The organism is Allobosea sp. LjRoot237 (assembly GCF_964253285.1).
In the GTDB taxonomy this organism is placed as follows: Bacteria; Pseudomonadota; Alphaproteobacteria; order Rhizobiales; family Beijerinckiaceae; genus Allobosea.
Window position 1 is genome coordinate 2,882,409 of sequence record NZ_CAXUQP020000001.1, and the last position, 20,310, is coordinate 2,902,718.

A 20,310-nucleotide genomic window follows, 5' to 3' on the forward strand; every position below is an offset into this window, starting at 1 on the left:
GGCTGCCAGAGATCAGTGCAGGATCTGGCTGAGGAAGAGCTTGGTGCGCTCGTGCTGCGGGTTCTTGAAGAACTCGTTCGGCTCGTTCATCTCGACGATCTGGCCGGCGTCCATGAAGATCACCCGGTCGGCGACCTGGCGGGCAAAGCCCATCTCGTGGGTGACGCAGAGCATGGTCATGCCCTCGTCGGCGAGCGAGACCATGGTGTCGAGCACTTCCTTGACCATTTCCGGGTCAAGCGCCGAGGTCGGCTCGTCGAACAACATGATCTTCGGGCTCATGCACAGCGAACGGGCGATGGCGACGCGCTGCTGCTGTCCGCCGGAGAGCTGGCCGGGGTACTTCAACGCCTGCTCAGGGATCTTGACGCGTTTGAGATAGTGCATCGCGATCTCCTCGGCATCCTTCTTGGGCATCTTCCTCACCCAGATCGGCGCCAGCGTCAGGTTCTCCAGGATCGTCAGATGCGGGAACAGGTTGAAGTGCTGGAAGACCATGCCGACATCGCGGCGGATCTCGTCGATCTTCTTGAGGTCATTGGTCAGCTCGGTGCCGTCGACGATGATCTGGCCCTTCTGGTGCTCTTCCAGCCGGTTGATGCAGCGGATCATCGTCGATTTGCCGGAACCCGACGGGCCGCAAATGACCAGCTTCTCGCCGCGCGACACTTTGAGGTTGATATCGCGCAGTACGTGGAACTCGCCGTACCACTTGTTGACGCCGATCATCTCGACGGCCGTCGCGGTGTTGAGCGCGGTCTGCTTCAGCGCCGTCGGGCGCGAGCCGGTGGTTTCTGCCATAGCCATGATTGGTCCCCTCAACGCTTCTGGCCGGCGGCGAGCCGCTTCTCGACTGCAATCGAGTAGCGCGACATGCCCCAGCAACACAGGAAATAGAAAACCGCCGCGAAAGCATAGCCCGTCGCGCGGGTCGTCGGCGTCGCCCAGGTCGGATCGACCAGGGTCGCCTCGATGGTACGCAGGAAGTCGAAGATGCCGACGATGGTGACCAGCGTCGTATCCTTGAACAGCCCGATGAAGGTGTTGACGATGCCCGGAATCACGATGCGCAGCGCCTGCGGCAGGATGATCAGCCGCATCATGCTCCAGTAGCCGAGGCCGAGTGACATCGCGCCCTCGTACTGGCCCTTCGGCATGGCCTGGAGGCCGCCGCGCACCACCTCCGCCATATAGGCGGCGGCGAAGAGCGCGACGCCGACCAGCGGCCGCAGCAGCCGATCCGGCGAATACTCCTGCGGCACGAACAGCGGCAGCATGGTGTTGGCCATGAACAGCACGGTGATCAGCGGCACGCCGCGGACGAACTCGATGAAGATCACCGAGAGCAGCTGGATGATCGGCAGCCTGGAGCGGCGCCCCAGCGCCAGGACGACCCCGAGCGGCAACGAGAAGACGATGCCGACCGCCGCGATCAGGAAGGTCACCGTCATGCCGCCCCAGAGGCCGGTATCGACCCTGGGCAGACCGGGGCTATTCGCCAGCAGGCTGAGGAAGACGAAGATCGCCAGGGCGAACAGGACGAGCTGCTTTGGTCCGAAGAAGCGCTTCCAGACGGGTAGCTGCTGCACAACCGCCAGACCAGCGTCACCGATGTTGAAGCGAACTAGCTGCGGCATGAAGGAGAGCACGACATAGAGCGCCGCGAGCGCCAGCGTCACCGTCAGGCAGAAGCCGAGAAAGCGCTCGGCGCCGGGGCCGCCGAGCAGCAGCACATAGGCCGAGATCGGCAGCAGCACGAAGAAGAAGAAGATGCCGAGCTTCTTCTTCGGCGCCTGGTTCCAGAGCAGCCAGACGACACCGAGCGCGAACATGACGAAGACGATGTTCACGCGCCAGCGCTGGCTGATCGGATAGGAGCCATAGATGAAGTACTGGAAGCGATCGGCGATATAGGCCCAGCAGGCGCCGACCGGCCGGCCGACCTTGTCGGCAAGGCAGGCATCGCGGCTCGTCCCGGTCCAGACCGCGTCGAGGAAGTAGAAGCGGATCAGCCCCGGCACCGTGTCGACGACAAGGTAGAGGCAGACCAGCGTCAGCGCGATGTTGAGCGGGCTGGAGAGCAGATGCTGCCTGACCCAGGCGAGCGGCCCAGCGACGGAGAGCGGCGCCGGCTGCTGCTCGAGCGTTTCCCTACGGACGAAGGCGAAGGGAGCCATTTCGGTGGTTGCGTCGGTCATCGGGGCGCCCTCACCGTTCCACCAGCGTCATGCGCTTGTTGTAGATGTTCATGAAAAACGACGTCACCAGCGAGATGGTCAGATAGACCGCCATGGTGATGGCGACGACCTCGACCGCCTGGCCGGTCTGGTTCAGCACCGTGCCGGTGAAGACCTGGACGAGATCGGGATAGCCGATCGCGACCGCGAGCGACGAGTTCTTCGTCAGGTTGAGGTAGTTCGAGGTCAGCGGCGGAATGATCACCCGCATCGCCTGCGGGATGACGACGAGCTTCAGCGTCGGCCCCGCCCGCAGGCCGAGCGCGTTGGCGGCCTCGGTCTGGCCTTTCGAGACGGCGAGGATGCCGGCGCGGACCACCTCGGCGATGAAGCCGGCGGTGTAGGTGGTGAGGCCGACCAGCAGCGCGACGAACTCCGGGAATATCTGGATGCCGCCGCGCAGGTTGAAGCCGGCGAGCTCCGGATAGACGAAGGTGATCGGCCGGCCGGTGGCGAAATAGACCAGCAGCGGCAGGACGATGATCAGGCCAAGGGCGACCAGGCCGATCGGATACTGCTTGCCGGTCGCGGCCTGCTGCTTGCGCGCCCAGGAACGGAAAACAAAGGTCGCGACAAGGCCGATCAGGAATGCCCAGATGATCAGGTTGCCGCCAGGTCCGAGCTGCGGATCGGGAATGTAAAGGCCGCGATTGTTGAGCAGGAAGCCGGCCGGCAGCTCGATCGACTGGCGCGGATTGGGCAGCGGCTTCAGCACCGCATTGTACCAGAAGAACAGCTGCAGCAGCAGCGGCACGTTGCGGATGACCTCGACATAGATCATCGCGATCTTGGAGACGATCCAGTTGCTCGACAGCCTGGCGACGCCGACGAAGAAACCGAGAAAGGTCGCGAGCACGATGCCGATCGAGGCAACGAGCAGCGTGTTGAGCAGGCCGACCCAGAAGGCCTCGCCATAGGTGCTGCCCGATGCGCTGAAGGGGATCAGCTTCTGGTTGATGTCGAAGCCGGCGGCGTTGTGCCAGAAGCCGAAACCGGAGGCGATCTTCTGGGCTCGCAGGTTCTCGATCGCGTTCGAGGCCGCAGACCAGATCAGGAAGCCGACCAGGGCGAGCAGGGCGAACTGATAGACGTAACCCCGAATCTTGGGGTCGTAGAGCAACGAGGCTTTGCCCGGTTTGATCTCGGCGGAAGTAGTCGACACGTCTGACGCCCTTCTGAGTATTGGCGACCGAGGGTCCGGCAGCGACCCCAGCGGATCACTGCCGGCCCGTATTCTTATCCGGTTCGCCGGAACAAGACAGCTTCAATGCCCGATGCGCGACGGGTGCCGCGCATCGGCGGTTCTCACCGGATCGGTGGCGCGTATTGCAGGCCGCCCTTGGTCCAGAGCGCGTTCTGGCCACGCGCGATCTTGAGCAGCGAACCTGAGCCGACATTGCGCTCGAAGCTCTCGCCGTAATTGCCGACATGCTTGATGATGCGCAGGGCCCAGTCATTGGTCAGGCCCATCGGTTCGCCGAACTTGCCTTCGGTCCCGACAAGACGCTTGATCTCCGGATTCTCGGATTTGAGCATCTCGTCGGCATTGGCCTTGGTGACGCCGAGCTCCTCGGCATTGACCATGGCGAAGAGCGACCATTTGACGATATCGAGCCAGACATCGTCGCCATGGCGCACAACGGGGCCGAGCGGTTCCTTCGAGATGATCTCCGGCAACACCATGTGATCGTCGGGATTCGAGAGTGTCAGACGCTCGGCATAAAGGCCCGAGGCGTCCGTGGTGAAGGCGTCGCAGCGGCCGGCCTCATAGGCCTTCACCGTCTCCTGGTTGGAGGCGAAGGCGACGACCTCGTACTTGATCTTGTTGCTGCGGAAATAGTCGGCGAGGTTGAGTTCGGTCGTGGTGCCCTGCTGGGTGCAGATCGAGGCGCCGGCGAGCTTCAGCACGGAATCGACGCCGAGCTTCTTGCGGACCATGAAGCCCTGGCCGTCATAGTAATTGACGCCGGCGAAGTTCAGGCCGAGCGCGGTGTCGCGCGAGATCGTCCAGGTCGTGGTGCGCGACAGGAGGTCGACCTCACCCGATTGCAGCGAAGTGAAGCGGTCCTTGGCCGAGAGCGGAATGAACTTGACCTTGTTCGGATCGTTGAAGATGGCCGAGGCGACGGCGCGGCAGACGTCCACGTCCATGCCGGCCCAATTGCCCTGCTGATCAGGGATGCCGAAACCGGCGAGACCGGTGCCGGAGCCGCAGAGCAAGATGCCGCGATTCTTGACCTGCGCCAGAGTGGGCGATTGGGCCTGTGCTCCGCTCGCACATATAGCCGCGGTGACGGCGATGAGCGCCGCCCCAATGATTTGTTTCATGGTTGTTCTGTCCCCTGTCTGGCGGAACGGGTTCTCCCCGCTCTCGGTTTGCTAGCAAGCTCCAGGCCAGTCCCCGCCGGCCGCATTCTCCTCTTTCTTTGCCTGACGAAACGATCGAGCCGAGCCCGACGGCCCAGACACTAACAGAATCTTACCGGATCGGCGGCGCGTATTGTAACCCGCCCTTGGTCCAGAGCGCATTCTGGCCGCGCGACATCCTCAGCACCGAGCGACTGCCGACGGTGCGCTCAAAACTCTCGCCGTAGTTGCCGACATGCTTGACGATCCGGTAGGCCCAGTCGGCCGTCAGGCCGAGGCCTTCGCCGAACCTGCCATCGACACCGAGCAGGCGCCTGATTTCGGGATTGGTCGATCCCCGCATCTGGTCGACATTGGCCCTGGTCACGCCGAGCTCCTCGGCATTCAGCATGGCGAAATGGACCCACCTGATCAGCTTGAACCATTGCGAGTCGCTATCGCGCGTCAAAGGGCCGAGCGGCTCCTTCGAGATGATCTCCACGAGAACCATATGGTCGTCCGGCGCGGTCAGCTTCAAGCGCTCGGAATAGAGGGACGAGGCGTCCGTGGTGAAAGCGTCACAGCGACCGGCGTCATAGGCCTTGAGGGTTTCCGGGCCGGTGTCGAAGGCGACGATCGTGTGCCTGAGATTGTTGGTCTTGAAGTAGTCGACCACATTGAGCTCGGTCGTCGTGCCCCGCTGGACACAGATCGAAGCGCCGGCAAGCTGCATCGCCGACATGACACCGAGCTTCCGGCGCACCATCAGGCCCTGGCCGTCATAATAGTTGACGTTGGTGAAGAGCAGGCCGGGCGGCGTGTCGTTCGTGATGGTCCAGCTCGAATTGCGCACGAGCACGTCGATGTCGCCCGCCAGAAGCGCCTTGAAGCGATCATTGGCCGAGAGCGGAATGAACTTCACCTTGGCGGGATCATTGAAGATCGTCGCAGCGATGGCGCGGCAATATTCGACGTCGAGGCCGTTCCAGTTGCCCTGCGCGTCGGGCGCGCCGAAGCCAATCAGGCCGGTATTGGAGCCGCAGTTCAGGACCCCGCGGCTCTTGACCTGAGCGAGGGTCTGTTGCGCCTGCGCACTAGCGACGCCAAAGGCAGCGGCGACGACGAGCAGCGCCGCGCTGATCACTCTGATCATGTACTTCCCCTATCCGGCGGAACGGGTTCATCCCGTCCTCGATAGCTCGGCAAATCCCGGGCCAAGCGCAGCCGGAAAAGCCACTTTTTTCCAACAACGTTGGAAAGAATCGGGGCGGGCACCAGAAGCGCCCGCCCCGCATGATCCCTTAGCGGACCGGCGGCGCGTATTGCAGGCCGCCCTTGGTCCACAGCGCGTTCTGGCCGCGAGCGATCTTGAGCAGCGAGCCCTGGCCGACATTCTTCTCGAAGCTCTCGCCGTAATTGCCGACGTGCTTGACGATCCGGTAGGCCCAATCGGTGGTCAGGCCGACGCTCTCGCCGAACTTGCCTTCGGTCCCGAGCAGACGCTTGATCTCCGGGTTGCTCGACTTCAGCATCTCGTCGACATTCGCCTTGGTCACGCCGAGCTCCTCGGCGTTGAGCATGGCGTAGTGCACCCACTTGATCAGGCCGAACCACTGCGCATCGTTGTTGCGGGTCGACGGGCCGAGCGGCTCCTTCGAGATGATCTCGGGCAGGACCATGTGATCGTCCGGCGCGGTCAACTTCAGGCGCTCGGCATAGAGGCCCGAAGCGTCGGTGGTGAAGGCGTCGCAACGGCCGGAATCATAGGCCTTGACGGTCTCGTCCGCGCTCGCGAAAGCGACGACCTCGTACTTCAGGTTGTTGGCGCGGAAGAAGTCGGCGAGGTTGAGTTCGGTCGTGGTGCCCTGCTGGGTGCAGACCGAGGCGCCGTTGAGCTGCAGCGCCGAGTTCACGCCGAGCTTCTTGCGGACCAGGAAGCCCTGGCCGTCATAGTAGTTCACGCCGGTGAACAGCAGGCCGAGCGCGGTGTCGCGCGACATCGTCCAGGTCGAGTTGCGCACGAGGACGTCGACCTCGCCCGACTGCAGGGCCGTGAAGCGGTCCTTGGCCGAGAGCGGGATGAACTTCACCTTGGTCGGGTCGTTGAAGATCGCGGCCGCGATGGCGCGGCAGTAATCGACGTCGAGGCCGGCCCAGTTGCCCTGCCCATCCGGCACGCCGAAGCCGGCGAGACCGGTGTTGGAACCGCAGTTCAGGATGCCGCGGCTCTTGACCTGGGTAAGCGTTTGAGGCGCCTGCGCCTGTGCGCTCGCCGCCGCCAGCGTGAAGCCGAGGCCGGCGACAGCGGCTGCTATGAATTTCTTCATTCTGATCTCTCCCATTGTTGCCCCGCCGGCATCTGCCGGCCGGAACCTGCCGGTCACCGCATCGTCGCGACTTGATGTCTCGTTTCGATGCCGAAAATTTAAGCGGAGCCTGGCTCCGGTCGATTGCCAGAGCTGTTCATGAGCGTCAAGCAAGGGCTCCCCGTGCACCTGCCTCTTTTCACTGCAGGCATCACATGCGACTTTCCGGAGGTGGTCAAGTGCGACCACAACCCGCCCCGTCCCGCACCTATCATTCCGGTCCATGAAAAAGCTGTCGAAGCCTGAATTCGCGCGGCTGCGTGAGAAAACCCGCCTCGTCCTCGCCGGCCGCGATTCCACCGACAGCTACGGCTTCGTCAATCCGCCGATCGTGCGCGGCTCGACCGTGATCTATCCGAGCACCGCGGATTTCCTCGTCCGCAAGGCACGCTACAGCTACGGCACCTCCGGCAGCCCGACGATCGACGCGCTGCTCGCCGCCGCCCACACCATGGAGGGCGGCGCCGGCGTGCTCGCCTGCTCGTCCGGCCTGCTCGCCTGCACCTTGCCCGCCCTCGCCTTCCTGACCGCCGGCGACCACTTTCTCGTAACCGACAGCGTCTATCATCCGATGCGCAATTTCTGCGAGCGGATGCTGCCGCGCTACGGTGTCGAGGTCACCTATTACGACCCGCTCATCGGCGAGGGCATCGCCGCGCTGTTCAAACCGAACACCAGGGCGGTCTGGACCGAGTCGCCGGGATCGCAGACCCTGGAGGTCCAGGACATCCCGGCGATCGTCGCCGCAGCCCATGCCCGCGACATCATGGTGATGATGGACAATACCTGGGCGACGCCGCTCCTTTTCGATGCCCACAGCTTTGGCGTCGACGTCTCGGTCCAGGCTGGGACGAAGTACTATGCGGGACATTCAGACGTGCTGATCGGCACGGTCTCGGCCCGCACGCCAGAGCTCTACAAGCAGCTCCAGCGGACCTGGGACGCGCTCGGCGTGATCATCGCGCCCGAGGACGCCTATCTGACGCTGCGCGGCATCCGCACCCTCGCCATCAGGCTCAAGGAGCTGCAGCCGGCGGGACTGGAGATGGCGAACTGGCTTGTGGCGCGGCCCGAGGTCGCCCGCGTGCTGCACCCGGCCATGCCTGATGATCCCGGTCATGCCATCTGGAAGCGGGACTTCACCGGCGCCTGCTCGCTGTTCTCGATCGAGCTCGAGCCGGTCTCGATGAAGGCGGTCGCGGCCATGCTCGACGGGCTCACGCTGTTTGGCATGGGCGCCTCCTGGGGCGGTTATGAGAGCTTGGTGCTGCCATTCGACTGCACCCGCTACCGCACCGCGACCAAGCCCGGCTTCAAGGGACCGACAATCCGGTTCCATATCGGGCTCGAGGACCTGGAAGACCTCAAGGAGGATCTCGACGCCGGTTTCGCACGGCTGAGAGCGGCGAGCTGAGCGCGTCATGGTGCCGGAAGGACCGATTGTCTTTGCCTATCTCGACGAGCCGCCCTTCTGCTGGCCGGCAGCCGGAGGCACTGTGCAGGGCTGCGACGTCGAACTGGTGACCGCGGCCTTGCAGGCGCTCGGCATCACCGAATTCGAGCAACAGCTGACAACGTTCGCCGAGTTGCTGCCTGGCCTCGCCTCCGGGCGCTGGACGATGACCACGCCGCTCTTCGTCACGGCAGAACGGCAAAAGCTCGTCGACTTCAGCCGGCCAGTCTGGGCGCTGGCCGACGGTCTTCTGGTGCGCTCAGCCGATCGCGAGCTGCTGAGCGGCTATCGAGCTGTCGCCGTCGCTGCCGCCCGATTGGTGGTCGTGGGCGGGCAAGTCCAGGAACAGGCCGGGCTCGCAGCCGGCATTGCTCCGGAGCGGATCGTTCGTGTCGCGACACAGGAAGAGGCCGTGGTGGCCGTCAGGAACGGCGACGCCGACGCCTATGCCAGCGTCGCCATGGCGCATCGCGGCTACCTTGCCCGTCAGCCCGACGATAAGCTGGCAGTCGTCACCGTGGCAGCCGACGAGGGCGGCCACCCGGCTGCCGGGGCCTTCGCATTCGGCAAGCAGCATGCCGCTCTGCGGGAGCGCTTCGACACGGCGCTCAACAGCCTCATCGGCAGCGATTGGCATCGCACCATGATGGCGCGCCACGGCTTCCCGGCCGGTGAGTACTGAGATCCCGCTTTAGCCCGGCGCGGAATTCGTGTCCTCGCCGCGCGCCTTCGCGCGCAGCACGAATTGCAGGTTGCGCAGATAGACGAACACGCCGAAGCCCTGGCCGATGATGAAGACCGGATCACGGCGATAGAGCGCGTAGATCAAAAGCAGCATGCCGCCGCCGATCGAGAACCACCAGAAGGTCATCGGCACGACCGAGCGCTGCGCCTTCTCGCTGGCGAGCCACTGCACCACGAAGCGCATGGTGAAGAGGCCTTGCGCGACGACGCCGAGCAGGACCCACCAATCGACATTGTTGACGAAGACGTCGTGGAAATAGGTTCCGATCATGCCTTGCAGGTCGATGAGCATCAGCGCGCCTCCGTCACGATCTGCGGCACACGCTTGCGGCGCCGGATCAGCCACCAGACACCGACGAGGTCGAGGATGCCGACCCAGAGCCGGTCGAAGAAACCGTAATTGGAAACCCCCGTCAGGCGCTGCCGGTCGCGCACGTCGTGATGCAGGACCGCGAAGCCTTCGCGCACAACGAGAGCCGGCATGAAGCGGTGCAGCGCATCGAAATAGGGCAGTGCCAGATAGGCCTCGCGCCGGAAGCATTTCAGGCCGCAGCCGGTGTCGCGCGTGGCATCCTTGAGGATGGCGCCGCGCACCTTGTTGGCGATGCGCGACTGCAAGCGCTTGAATCCGGTGTCCTTGCGGCCGACGCGCTGTCCCTGGACCAGGCCCGCCGAGGCGCCTGCCGCCTCGAGCTGGGCCAGCATCGCCGGGATGAAGGAAGGATCGTTCTGGCCGTCGCCATCGAGCGTCGCGACGATCGGGGCGCTCGCCGCCCTCACCCCGCTGCGCACCGCAGCCGACTGGCCGCAGGATTGCGCATGGCGGACGATCCGCAGCCAAGGTCGCGTCGCGGCAAGTTCGGCGAGTGCAGCGGCCGTGCCGTCGCTCGAACCATCATCGACATAGATCAGCTCGAAGGCGCCGATATCCGCGCAGGCATTCTCGATGTCGCGGACGAGCGGCGCGATATTGCCCTCTTCGTTGCGCACCGGCACGACGATGCTGAGGCGGGGCTGGCCGGTAGAAGGCGCGGATTCGGTCACGGATTGAGGTCTTTCTGCATGGCGGCGCGCAAACTGCGTCAAGCGCCGCGGCGGAGCAAGCGCCGATCACTCGCGGACATAGACGCTCATCTCGATGCGCCTGCCACCGTTGAGGTTGAAGCCGGAGATCGTGGTCAGGAGCCGCGGCGCCTGTCCCGACGCGACGAGCGTCTGGCGGAAGCCGTCGAGGAAACGGCCCTCGACCAGCGCCACCCGGCAGCCGGGCTCGCGCAGGAAGGTCGCCGCGACACTCCCGTCGGCGCCCATGCGCAGGTCGGTACCGACCAGGAAGACGAGGCTCGGCTCGCGGTAGCCGACGGTGATGACCTGCGGGTTCGGGCAGGTCACCGCCTGCACTGCTTCCGCCAATCGCGGCGAGAGCTTGATACCGCGCAAGCTCGGCGAGGCGAGGCCGAAGACACCGAGGCTGAGCAGCAGGCTCGCGACCACGCCGCGCCAGAGCGCGCCCTCGAGTGCGCCCTGGCGGAAGGCGAGGAAACCGCGGAAGGCAACGAACAGCGCAAGCGCCAGAACCGGCAGCGCCAGCCAGGGCAAGGTCCGGTCGAGCGTCCAGGTGCCATAGAGCAGCACGCCAACAAGCACTGCCGGCACAAGAACAACGAGCGAGGCCGTCAACGTCGAGCCGCGGCGGAAGCGGTTGATGCCGCCATTGACCAGAGCGAGCAGGAGCAGCGCCGTGATCGCCGGGTAGAGCGGCAGCACATAATGCGGCAGCTTGGTCGGCACCGCCTCGAAGACGAGCCAGGACGGCACGATCCAGGCGAGCAGGAACAGGATCTGCGGCTCGCGGCGCTTCACCCAGGCGAACGGGATCGCCATCGCAGCGAGGGCGGCCGCGGGCCAGTAAGTGCCGAAGAACAGCAGCAGGTAGAGGCCGGGCGGCCCCCAATGCTTCTCCTGCCCTTCCCCGACCTTGGCGAGCATGTCCTTGCCGACGCTTTCGGCGAAGAAGTCGCCGCCGGTCTTCACCGCGATGGCGACGAACCAGGGCAGCACGACAATCAGGCAGAGCAGCAGCCCAAGCCCGGGCCGCAGCGGGGCGAACCAGCGCAGCGAGCGCTCGCGAATGGCAAGGACGAGAACCGCTAGACCCCAGACCATCGGGACGATCGGGCCCTTGAGCAGCAGGCCGAGCGCCGTCGCCGACCAGAACACCAGCCAGTTGTGGCGGCTCGGCACGAAGGCGAGCGAGCGCGTCCAGTCGAGCCAGGCGCGGGCGAGCGCGCCCATGGTCGCGACCGCGCAGGCGGCGAGCAGGGCGTCGGTCTTGGCGAAGCGCGCCTCGACGCCGAGCAGCACGGCGGCCGCCATCAGTGCTCCACCGAGCAAGGCCAGCCGTGCGCCGACGAAAGCGAGCAGCGCCCAATAGGTCAGGAGCACGGTCGCGATCGCGCCGATGAGCGAGGGCAGCCGGTAAAGCCAGATCGTGGTCCGGGCCTGCGGCACGCCGAGCGCCTCGCCCACAGCGACACTGGTGGCCTGCAGCCAGTAGATGCCGACCGGCTTCTTGTGTCTCGCCTCGTCCTGGAAACGGATGTCGATGAAGTCGCGCGTCTCCAGCATCTGCTTGCTGGCCTGGGCGAAGCGCGGCTCGTCGCGATCGAAGGGCTGCAGGCTGGTAAAACCAGGCAGGAAGGCAGCGAGCGACCACAGGACGAGCAGCACGCAGGCGCGCCAATGTCTCGCGGAGGCGAAATTGGCGAGCCGGTCCAGGCCGGAGCCGAGCGAGATCATCGATACTCCTTGCAGCCGCGGCGGGGGCTGGAGCTTGGAGGTTGCGGTCAGCGACCAGAGACCGGGTGCTTCACCAACCGGATGCGTCCGGGCCATGCCCGGCCTTTCGGGCGCGATCATGGCCGAACCGGCCGCGGGGCGTTTACGACTTCGCGCCGATCGCGGCAAGATGCGCTCATCACCTGCGGCGACGCAGGGGCGGCGCTTGCCACCCAGGCGGGCCAGGAGATCACCATGCTGAGGATATTGCTGCGGGCGATCTGGATCGGTTGCCTCGGCATGCTGCTGGCAATGTTCATAGGCTTCGCCATCGTCATGGCGATGCTGCTGTTCGATCCGAAATGCGGTCCGGGCGATTCCGGCGGCTGCGCAATGGGGCTGGTCACCGTGACGCTCGGCGCGGCCATCCCCGGTTTCGCCATCGGCTTCGCCGGCCATCTCGCTTTGGTGGTCTGGCGCCTGCGCCCGACGCTGCCGACGATCCGCCAGCTGCGCAATTGGGGACGCGAGGACTGAGGACAAAGAGGACTGTGGCGCCTAAGGCAGCGGGGCGCGCGGAACCCCATCTCAGATGGAGGGTTGACCCTCTGGCCGCGTGAAAACGTCAGTGCGGACCGAAAGGAGCACGATCATGAAGAGCCCGATCGCGGTTCACACCGACGAGGACTACGAACAGGCCCAGCAGCGCGTGGCCGAACTCAACGCTGCGCCGGACAGCAGGGACAAGGAGCGCGAGCTGGAAGCGCTGGCGGAGGCGATGCTGGCCTTCGAGCTGCGCCGCGACGAAGCTCAGGAGTAAGAAGGAATGGCGAGCCCGACAGGATTCGAACCTGTGACCAGCAGCTTAGAAGGCTGCTGCTCTATCCAGCTGAGCTACGGGCCCTGACGGAAACGGCGGGCATGGACCCCGCCGGTTCAGTTTAGTTTCAATGCGTCCACTGGCCGACGCGGTTGAACTTGAAATTGTCCGAGTAGGTCATGGTGCGGCGCTTGGGCTCGTGCAGCTGCTCCAGACGATAGGCAATGCCGTTGCGCGTGGCGTAGGCAACAGCCTCCTCGGCCGTGTCGAACCAGAGCCTGAGTTGGCTCTTCATGTCGCCTGACGAGGTCCAGCCCATCAGCGGCTCGATCTCGCGCGGCCGCTCGGGCTCATATTCCAGCAGCCAGCGGCCAGTCCTGGCCGTGCCGGACTGCATCGCATTGCGTGTCGGCGAATAGATGCGTGCCGTCATGCTTCCCCTCGCCTTCCGGCAAAGCTCGTCGAGATTGGTCGGGGCACCAGGATTCGAACCTGGGACCCTCTGCTCCCAAAGCAGATGCGCTACCGGGCTGCGCTATACCCCGCCGCCTCGCAAGTGTAATCAATCACTCGCAAATCGGTTCCACCGGCCCATCTCGAAGCCGGCGGATGCGGAACGCAATATCACCAACTGTCCGCTTTGGGAACACGCAGTTCCCACGGGATCGCTGGGTAGGCTCTTGTGCACGCATTGTACCGCCATCTCCGGGCCGGCAACCGGCCAAAGCGACGATTCCAGCAGCCTCAGCCCAGCGCCTCGCGCTGCCGGAGAAGTTCGGTGAGCAAATCCTGCTGTTCGTTGAGCCGGTTGGCGATGCTCTCCTCGACCGCCGCGCCGGATGCGCCGGTCGCCTGCTCCATCAGCTCGGAGATATTCCTGCGGACGATTGCGATTCGGTCGTCCAGCTCCGTCCGCTCAGAATTCCCGGGCATGTTCCAGTCTCCGTCCCACCCGCTATACCGGGCGATCATAGACGGATCGAAGGCGTCGGGCGACTGGCAGCGAGCGCCGACCGGCCAGTGGCAAGACGACCGCTCGTGATGGCGACTTCTAGTCAGAGCGCCGGTTCCGCGGGACTGGCTGGTGCCGCGCGCGCAGCCACGCTGGAGTGCCGCAACGAGGAATCAGCAGGCGACAATGACGAGGGTGGTGTCCCGAAGATTCGCGTACCTGCTGCCTGCCCCGCCTCGAACAGGGAGCGCATTTCATCAGGATCGAAGCGCAGCGGATCCCTCGTCTCAGGTACCGTCTCAGGCAGGGAGACCAGCCGAAAATGCGCTCCGGCCGCCGCAGCTTTGCTCTGCGTCTCTCGCACGGAGCTGTAGAGCAATTGCCGGATGAGCTGAGAGACGCCGCGGCGGGCCAGCGCCAATGTCGACGCAGCCGGACTGCTGACGGCGGCGTCGCGGCTGACATGGCCGTTGGCGAGGACCCATATCGTGCTGCCGCGCCCTACCCTGCCAAGCATGAAGCCATCGAACGGCACCGGGGCCTTGACGCCGCCGTCGCTGTGGATCGAAACGGCGCCGCTTCGCCTGTCACGAATACGCACCGGCTCGACGAGGCCGGGCACCGCCGCCGAAGCGACGAGGATGTCGACATAGTGGCTGCGCCGATCCTCACCGGAGGCGGCGATCGCGCCCATGTCCCAGAACATGGTCTTGCCCGCCGTCATATCGGTGGTCGCGACATAGAGCCGGCGGCCCTTGCGATGCTCGGCAGCGACCTGATCCAGCATGTCATCGCTGATCAGCTCGAGCAGCAGGCGCCGCAATGGCGCCGGATCGTAAAGGCCGGTGCCGACCAGCGTCTTCAAGCCGTTGGAACGAAAGACGTCGCGCGTCCGCGTCGTGGTGTAGACCCGCTCCAGCAGATGGTCCGAGGTTGGACCGAGGAACGCCGCAGTCGCCTGCAGCGCGCCTGTCGAGGTCCCAGTGACGACATCGAATACCGGACGCTTGCCGCTCTGGGACCAGGCCTGGAGCACGCCGGCTCCGAAGGCGCCGTCGGCGCCGCCACTGGTCAGGACCAGGATATTGCGGGCCTGCGTCCGCCTCCCGGGTTCAGCCGGCGACGAAGCAGTGGAGGCGTAGCGCCCGGCACTGACGACCGGCTCGCCAGCATCGAGAACAATGTCGCCAGGGCGGCAAGCAGAGAGGGCGAGCAAAGCGAGCACGACCGACCGTCGCAAGAGCGGTCTCGTCCAGTCCGCCATTGCAGCCTCCGAGAGAGATTATCTTGACAACGTCAGGATAGCGGTTGTCCGAAGCAATTGCGGCTGTGATGTGACGGATGACAGGGTCGTGCTGCTCAGCGCTTGAACAGCGGGTGCTCGACCCTGTCGCCCGGCTTGATGCCGAGCTTCTCGGCGATGCCGGCATTGACCTCGAGCACCGAGAGCACCGGCTCGCCCGAGGGAATCGTCCGGGTCGAGAGCGGCTCCGCCCGCTCGGCGATGCGCGCGACCGTGCCGTCGGCGCGGATGAACAGCATGTCGAGCGAGATGTAGGTGTTTTGCATCCACATCGCGACCGGCTCGACCTGCTTGAAGTCGAAGAGCATGCCGCGATCGGCCGGCATGAACTGGCGATGCATCAGCCCCCGCGCGCGCTGGTCCGGCGTGCGCATGACCTCGACCTGGAAAGCGTGACGGCCAGAAGTGGTGACGATGGTCAGCGGCTCGAGACCGCTGGCCGGCGCGTTCTGCGCCTCTGCGGGTTTCGGCAGGACTGTAAGGACACCCAAGGCCAGCGCGACAACTGAGGCCAGGCGCAAGAAACGTTCCACAAAAGACATCATCGCGCCTCGCGCCAGACAAGCCACCCCGACGCAAGCCTTGCCGCGGCCTCGTGGCGGTTCTGCGGCCAATGGCACGAAGCGACACCGTTTCGTCAAGCATTTCGCCCAACTCGCGGGCGCGCCATCTTTCTTTCGTCATCGCCTTGCGGCAGGGTCGCTGCCGACTTCCTGCCGAAGACGGATGGGCTGCTACGCCCGCGAATCCGTCTCTGGCGCCGCCAATCGGGGCTTGGCCCCAGCTACGCGCCTGCGGGCCTCGACGCATGCTTCAGGAGACCATCATGACGATTTCGCCCGGCCGACGCCTCGCCAGCTATCGGCCGCTGTCCGCGACAGCATTGCTGCTTGTGCTCCTGGCCAGCCCCGCCTCCGCCGCCGATCTCCAGCTCGACAACATCAAGCTCGACCTCGGCAAGTTCGTACTGTCGATCCCGAAGCTCGAGGTGAAGGGCACTTCGCTCGACCGCGATGGCTTCCTCGCCATCTTCCAGGGCAGCGGCGACAGCGCGATCGCGCGGCTCGGCAAGCTCGACGCCAGCGAGATCAACGCTCCGACGCTGGTGATGGAGCAGAATTTCGGCCCGCAGAAGCAGGTCACGACCTATCGCAACATCAAGTTTGCCGACATTCGCGAAGGCCGGATCGGACGCGGCGAATCGAGCGATGGCACGATCAAGGTCGAGGGCGGCAGCACCGGCCCAATCAATGGCGAGATCAAGCGCACCAGCTTCGAGACGCTCGACCTGATGCAGATCGCGCGCGTCTTCGCCGAGAAGGCCAAGCCCGGCGAAACAGCGCCGCTGCAGCCGGTCCTCGGCAAGCTCGAGCAGGACGGCTATTCGCTCGACCTCGGCGAGCAGGGCAAGATGACAGCCGGCAAGGCCTCGTTGCGTGGCTTCAAGGCGCGTGTCGCCTCCGAGCCGATGGGCGAGCTGATGACGCGCGTCGCCGTGCTCAGCGAGGAATCGGAGAAAGCCTCGCGCGATCTCAACAGCAAGGAAGATCCGGCGATCAGCGAGGCGCGTAGCCGCAAGCTGCTGCTCGCCATGGCCGAGATCTTCGACGCCGTCGACTATGGCAGCGGCGAGCTCCGCGACATCGTGATGGCGCTGAAGACACCCCCGAAGCCCGGCGCCAAGCCCGAGCCGGTCGACATGCGCATTGCGCGCGTCGCCTTCGGCGAGGACGCTCCCGAGAAGTCCGGCGTCGTGATCGAGGGCCTGCAGTTCGAGGGCAGCGGCGCCAAGGGGACGATTGCCTTGCTCGGCTATTCCGGCTTCTCGTTCGAGAGCGTGGTGCGCGAGGTCAAGGCGCTCGGCGATGCTGCGGTCGACCTCAAGACCCTCGACTTCCGCCGCTTCATCCCGAAGCTCGGCACGATCAGGATGAGCGGCGTACAGATGAGCGTGCCGCAGGACGGCAAGCGCGGCCGCCCGGCCGGCGCCCCGATCCAGGTCGGCCTCGGCAGCTTCGAGCTCAAGGCCGGCGAGCAGGTTAACGGCATCCCGACCGACATGGCGCTGTCGCTCGACAAGATCACCTTCCCGATCGTCGAGAGCGCCGACAACCCTGCCGCCAAGGACCTGCTGGCGATGGGCTACCGCAACATCGACCTGTCGGCGAAACTCGCCCTCGCCTGGCAGGAGGCGAGCAAGGAGTTCGCGATCCGCACGCTCTCGCTCGGCGGCGTCGGCATGGCCAGGCTCGATGCCACCGGCATGCTCGGCAATGTCGGCAAGGAGGTCTTCTCCGGCGATCTCGCCTTGGCCCAGGTGGCGCTGCTCGGCGCGACCGCCAAGAATGTCGAGCTCAAGCTGCAGAACCTCGGCCTCGCCGAGAAGCTGATCGAGAACGAGGCGAAGAAGTCGAAGCGCAAGGTCGAGGATGTCCGGCGCGAATACGGCATGATGGCGAGCCTCGGCCTCGCTGCCATTCTCGGACCGTCGGACGGCGCCAAGGCGCTGGCGAACGCGATCGCCCGCTTCGTCGCCAAGCCGGGCACGCTCACCGTCAAGGCAAACGCCAAGACCGCGACCGGGCTCGGCCTCGCCGACGTCATCACGCTCGGCGACCCAACCGAGATCTTCGACAAGATCGACGTCCAGGCCACCGCCGAGTGAGGCGGACGGCTTGACCTCGCACGACATCTCCAGCCCGGACGCTGATTGGCGCCCGGGCACACTTGCGATCTGGTGGGCCGGCCTGCCCGCCGGCCCGCGCAGCTTCCTGCGGCGCTGGGTCAATCCGGACAACCAGACCCGGATTCATCTGGCCAAGCTGCTGGCGCGCCGGCCGGGGCAGATCGCGGTCGGCGCCTTCACCTATGGCAGGCCCAAGGTCCGGTTCCCGGAGAGCGGAGCGCGCTTGTCGATTGGCCGCTACGGCTCGATCGCCGACGGTGTCGAGATCCTGCTCGGCGGCAACCATCGCACCGACTGGGCGACGACCTATCCCTTCCCTGCCCTGCCCGGCCTGTGGCCGGCGGCGCGCGAGATCAGCGGCCACGACGCGACGCGCGGCGACGTCGCCATCGGCCATGATGTCTGGCTCGGCTCGCAGGCGATGATCATGTCCGGGGTGACGATCGGCCATGGCGCCGTCGTCGCGGCCCGCTCCGTTGTGACTCGCGATGTGCCGTCCTATGCGATCGTCGCCGGCAACCCGGCCAGGGTGGTGCGACTGCGGCTGCCGGAAGCACAGATCGAGGCGCTGCTGGCGAGCCGCTGGTGGGAGCTTCCACCAGAGCGGGTCTCGCAGCTCCTGCCGCTGTTGATGTCCGATCGCGTGGACGAGCTGACGGCCGCGATCAGGCAGGCTTCAGCAGGCGGCGCTTGAGCCCCAGCGCTGGCTTCTCGACAAGATACCAGGACAGCGCGGCGACGAGCAGAGTCACGACGAGAGACGGCCCGAACAGCGTAAGCGCCCCGACCGCCGGGAAGAGCGCGACGAAGGCTTGCTGTACCGGCCAGCCATAGAGATAGACGCCATAGGACAGGTCGGCCGGCGGCTCGCTGCGCCAGTGGGTCAGCGGCGGCGCCAGCGCCAGCACCAGAACGCCCCAGGCGGTGACGAGATAGAGCAGCGCCTTATAGGCCGGTGTACCCTGGGACAGGGCCACGACCGCGAACGCGATGATGAGCCCCGGCAGCGACAGCGGCACGCGCTCGCGCCAGAGATAGACCAGCCCTCCGGTCAGGAAGATCAGCGGCAGGCGCAACGCCGTCTCGAGACCTTTCGACCCATCCGGCGCGAGAATCTCACGTAGCACCGTCGCGACGACGAGTGCGCACCAAAGCCCGAGCACGATGCGGCGATGGGTCAGCAGGCCGACGAGCCCGATGATCAGGACGCCGAGATAGCAAAGGGTCTCGTATTTCAGGGTCCAGACCGTTCCCATCGGGAACGTCAGCGGGTTATCCGAAAAGACGCCCGGCAACGGGGCCGAGCTCTTGAAGCTGGTCAGCGTGCCGTTGATGAAGCGCCAAAGCTGCGGGTCGATGAGATAGGCGGACAGGCTGAGCTTGGTCGTCGCGCTGCCGAGCAGCAGCGCGACGACAAGCGTCGCCGCGATCAGCCCGGGCGCGATGCGCAAGGTCCGCGCAACCAGATAGTCGCGCCAGCCGCGCTGCTCATAGCTCATCGTCACCAGGAATCCGGAGATGGCGAAGAAGCCGTTGACCGCGTGCTCGCCGAGCGTGAAGCCGGTCGAATGGGCCAGCAACTCGTCCTCAACCTTGCCGGTGGTGACGCTGAGGCCATGCGAGACCACGACGGCCAGCGCCAACAACAGACGCAGCAGGCCAAAATGATTATGCGGCAGGCTCAGCCCGTCGGCAGCGCTGGCGGCACGCAAGAAGCCTGTCACGCAATGACCTCCGCCTCTTTCAACCCCTGCCGGGCGAGTGCGCTCTGGCCGGCGCGTGCCGCGAGCGCGCCGGCGACCGAGCCGGCGTGCGCATACATCTTGTCTTGATTCAAGATCAGGCCGTAACCGATTGCCTTGGCTGCATTTTCGATGGTCCGGCCCAGGCCGGGCACGGGCAGGCGCCATTTGCGCGCCATATGATATTCCGACCAGGCGAGATGCCAGCGCGCGGTGAAGCGCCGCTGCGGCGACGGCGCGCTGGAGCGGCCGCGGCCATGGCGGGCGCTGGCGCCATCGACATGGACCAGCGCGTGACCGGCCTCGCGCAGGCGCCGGCAGAGATCGTCATCCTCGTAGAACAGGAAGATCGCCGGGTCGAAGCCGCCGAGCGCCAGGAAAACCTCGCGGCGCAGCAGCAGGCAGGCTCCCGACAGGAACGGCAGGCAGGCGTCGCCCTCGGGCAGCGCGATCGCACGAGCCTGGTTGAGATGATCAGGCGAGAGCAGCGAGCGCGGCTGCAGGAAGACGCGGCCGGAGGGCTCGACCAGGCGCGGCGCAAAGGCGGCTGCATCCGGATAAGCCTCAGCTGCCGCCAGCAGGTTCGCGATTGCACCCGACTGCACTTCCAGATCGGGGTTGACGATCAGGACGAAGGGCGTCGCCGCCGCGCGCGCGCCGCGGTTGTTGGCGCGCCCATAGCCTTCGTTGCGGGCGTTGCGCAGGACCTGCGCGCCGTGCTGTACCGCGACCTCGGCCGAGGCGTCGCCGCTGGCATTGTCGACGACGATGGCCTTCACCTCCTCGCCTGCCAGTGCGGCGAGGCAGGACGGCAGCACCTCAGCGCTATCGAAGCTGACGACGATGGCGGTGACGTCGGCGGCGGAAAAGTTCATGGCCGCAT

21 protein-coding genes and 2 tRNA genes are annotated in these 20,310 nt (G+C 65.6%); 6 read left to right on the top strand and 17 right to left on the bottom strand.

From position 1 onward, the window contains the following. Positions 1-12 precede the first annotated feature (12 nt). The 6 genes from ACSQ24_RS13915 to ACSQ24_RS13940 all read right to left on the bottom strand — a co-directional run bounded on the left by ACSQ24_RS13915 (position 13) and on the right by ACSQ24_RS13940 (position 6,910). Positions 13-801 (bottom strand): amino acid ABC transporter ATP-binding protein, encoded by a 789-nt coding sequence (locus ACSQ24_RS13915; RefSeq protein ID WP_436097890.1) that lies wholly within the window; start codon positions 799-801, stop codon positions 13-15. A gap of 17 nt (positions 802-818) precedes the next feature. After that, entirely contained in the window at positions 819-2,198 is a 1,380-nt protein-coding gene (locus ACSQ24_RS13920) for an amino acid ABC transporter permease (protein WP_436095245.1), read from the bottom strand. 10 nt (positions 2,199-2,208) lie between these two features. After that, positions 2,209-3,399 (bottom strand): amino acid ABC transporter permease, encoded by a 1,191-nt coding sequence (locus tag ACSQ24_RS13925; protein ID WP_436095246.1) that lies wholly within the window; start codon positions 3,397-3,399, stop codon positions 2,209-2,211. A gap of 143 nt (positions 3,400-3,542) precedes the next feature. Next, entirely contained in the window at positions 3,543-4,565 is a 1,023-nt protein-coding gene (locus ACSQ24_RS13930) for an amino acid ABC transporter substrate-binding protein (RefSeq protein ID WP_436095247.1), read from the bottom strand. A gap of 151 nt (positions 4,566-4,716) precedes the next feature. Next, on the bottom strand, positions 4,717-5,736 hold the full coding sequence (locus ACSQ24_RS13935; RefSeq protein ID WP_436095248.1) for an amino acid ABC transporter substrate-binding protein: 1,020 nt from the start codon (positions 5,734-5,736) through the stop codon (positions 4,717-4,719). A gap of 148 nt (positions 5,737-5,884) precedes the next feature. Continuing rightward, on the bottom strand, positions 5,885-6,910 hold the full coding sequence (locus tag ACSQ24_RS13940) for an amino acid ABC transporter substrate-binding protein (protein WP_436095249.1): 1,026 nt from the start codon (positions 6,908-6,910) through the stop codon (positions 5,885-5,887). A gap of 262 nt (positions 6,911-7,172) precedes the next feature. Between ACSQ24_RS13940 and metC the strand changes: the two genes are divergently transcribed. Together metC and ACSQ24_RS13950 are read left to right on the top strand one after the other, a co-directional pair. Then, entirely contained in the window at positions 7,173-8,363 is a 1,191-nt protein-coding gene (gene metC / locus ACSQ24_RS13945; RefSeq protein WP_436095250.1) for a cystathionine beta-lyase, read from the top strand. Positions 8,364-8,370: 7 nt separating this feature from the next. Continuing rightward, on the top strand, positions 8,371-9,084 hold the full coding sequence (locus ACSQ24_RS13950; protein WP_436095251.1) for a transporter substrate-binding domain-containing protein: 714 nt from the start codon (positions 8,371-8,373) through the stop codon (positions 9,082-9,084). Between the two features lie 9 nt (positions 9,085-9,093). Here ACSQ24_RS13950 and ACSQ24_RS13955 read toward each other — a convergent pair whose 3' ends face one another. The 3 genes from ACSQ24_RS13955 to ACSQ24_RS13965 form a co-directional block, all read right to left on the bottom strand. Continuing rightward, the gene (locus ACSQ24_RS13955; RefSeq protein WP_436095252.1) at positions 9,094-9,438 is read right to left on the bottom strand and encodes a lipid-A-disaccharide synthase N-terminal domain-containing protein; all 345 of its coding nucleotides are present in this window, start codon (positions 9,436-9,438) and stop codon (positions 9,094-9,096) included. Then, a complete protein-coding gene (locus ACSQ24_RS13960; protein ID WP_436095253.1) occupies positions 9,438-10,190 on the bottom strand; it encodes a glycosyltransferase family 2 protein in 753 nt (250 codons plus the stop codon). The genes ACSQ24_RS13955 and ACSQ24_RS13960 overlap by 1 nt, the downstream gene beginning before the upstream one ends. 66 nt (positions 10,191-10,256) lie before the next feature. Beyond that, positions 10,257-11,945, bottom strand: coding sequence for an ArnT family glycosyltransferase (locus ACSQ24_RS13965; protein WP_436095254.1), 1,689 nt, complete (start codon positions 11,943-11,945; stop codon positions 10,257-10,259). A gap of 234 nt (positions 11,946-12,179) precedes the next feature. Here ACSQ24_RS13965 and ACSQ24_RS13970 point away from each other — a divergent pair, with 234 nt between their 5' ends. Beyond that, positions 12,180-12,461 carry a hypothetical protein gene (locus ACSQ24_RS13970; RefSeq protein WP_436095255.1) on the top strand — a complete coding sequence of 94 codons (282 nt, stop codon included), beginning with the start codon at positions 12,180-12,182 and terminating at the stop codon, positions 12,459-12,461. Positions 12,462-12,576: 115 nt separating this feature from the next. After that, positions 12,577-12,744, top strand: a complete 168-nt coding sequence (locus tag ACSQ24_RS13975; RefSeq protein WP_436095256.1) for a hypothetical protein — start codon at positions 12,577-12,579, stop codon at positions 12,742-12,744. A 7-nt stretch (positions 12,745-12,751) separates the two neighbouring features. Here the strand turns inward: ACSQ24_RS13975 and ACSQ24_RS13980 are convergent. From ACSQ24_RS13980 to ACSQ24_RS14005, 6 genes are all read right to left on the bottom strand, one after another. After that, positions 12,752-12,828: transfer RNA gene (locus tag ACSQ24_RS13980), tRNA-Arg, on the bottom strand. 43 nt (positions 12,829-12,871) lie between these two features. Beyond that, on the bottom strand, positions 12,872-13,177 hold the full coding sequence (locus tag ACSQ24_RS13985) for an ETC complex I subunit (RefSeq protein ID WP_436095257.1): 306 nt from the start codon (positions 13,175-13,177) through the stop codon (positions 12,872-12,874). 35 nt (positions 13,178-13,212) lie between these two features. Next, positions 13,213-13,289, bottom strand: a tRNA-Pro gene (locus ACSQ24_RS13990). Positions 13,290-13,488: 199 nt separating this feature from the next. Beyond that, on the bottom strand, positions 13,489-13,677 hold the full coding sequence (locus ACSQ24_RS13995) for a hypothetical protein (protein ID WP_436095258.1): 189 nt from the start codon (positions 13,675-13,677) through the stop codon (positions 13,489-13,491). Between the two features lie 122 nt (positions 13,678-13,799). Next, positions 13,800-14,936 carry a patatin-like phospholipase family protein gene (locus ACSQ24_RS14000; RefSeq protein ID WP_436095259.1) on the bottom strand — a complete coding sequence of 379 codons (1,137 nt, stop codon included), beginning with the start codon at positions 14,934-14,936 and terminating at the stop codon, positions 13,800-13,802. 119 nt (positions 14,937-15,055) lie between these two features. Then, a complete protein-coding gene (locus tag ACSQ24_RS14005) occupies positions 15,056-15,541 on the bottom strand; it encodes a DUF192 domain-containing protein (protein ID WP_436095260.1) in 486 nt (161 codons plus the stop codon). Positions 15,542-15,825: 284 nt separating this feature from the next. On the opposite strand from ACSQ24_RS14005, the gene ACSQ24_RS14010 reads away from it, so the two are divergent. Together ACSQ24_RS14010 and ACSQ24_RS14015 are read left to right on the top strand one after the other, a co-directional pair. Beyond that, positions 15,826-17,664 carry a hypothetical protein gene (locus ACSQ24_RS14010; RefSeq protein ID WP_436095261.1) on the top strand — a complete coding sequence of 613 codons (1,839 nt, stop codon included), beginning with the start codon at positions 15,826-15,828 and terminating at the stop codon, positions 17,662-17,664. 106 nt (positions 17,665-17,770) lie between these two features. Further along, complete coding sequence (locus ACSQ24_RS14015; protein ID WP_436097891.1) at positions 17,771-18,379, top strand: CatB-related O-acetyltransferase; 609 nt, start codon at positions 17,771-17,773, stop codon at positions 18,377-18,379. Here the strand turns inward: ACSQ24_RS14015 and ACSQ24_RS14020 are convergent. Beyond that, complete coding sequence (locus ACSQ24_RS14020; protein WP_436095262.1) at positions 18,351-19,409, bottom strand: acyltransferase family protein; 1,059 nt, start codon at positions 19,407-19,409, stop codon at positions 18,351-18,353. The two genes, ACSQ24_RS14015 and ACSQ24_RS14020, sit on opposite strands and share 29 nt — an antisense overlap. After that, complete coding sequence (locus tag ACSQ24_RS14025; RefSeq protein ID WP_436095263.1) at positions 19,406-20,302, bottom strand: glycosyltransferase; 897 nt, start codon at positions 20,300-20,302, stop codon at positions 19,406-19,408. The genes ACSQ24_RS14020 and ACSQ24_RS14025 overlap by 4 nt, the downstream gene beginning before the upstream one ends. Positions 20,303-20,310: the final 8 nt, after the last annotated feature.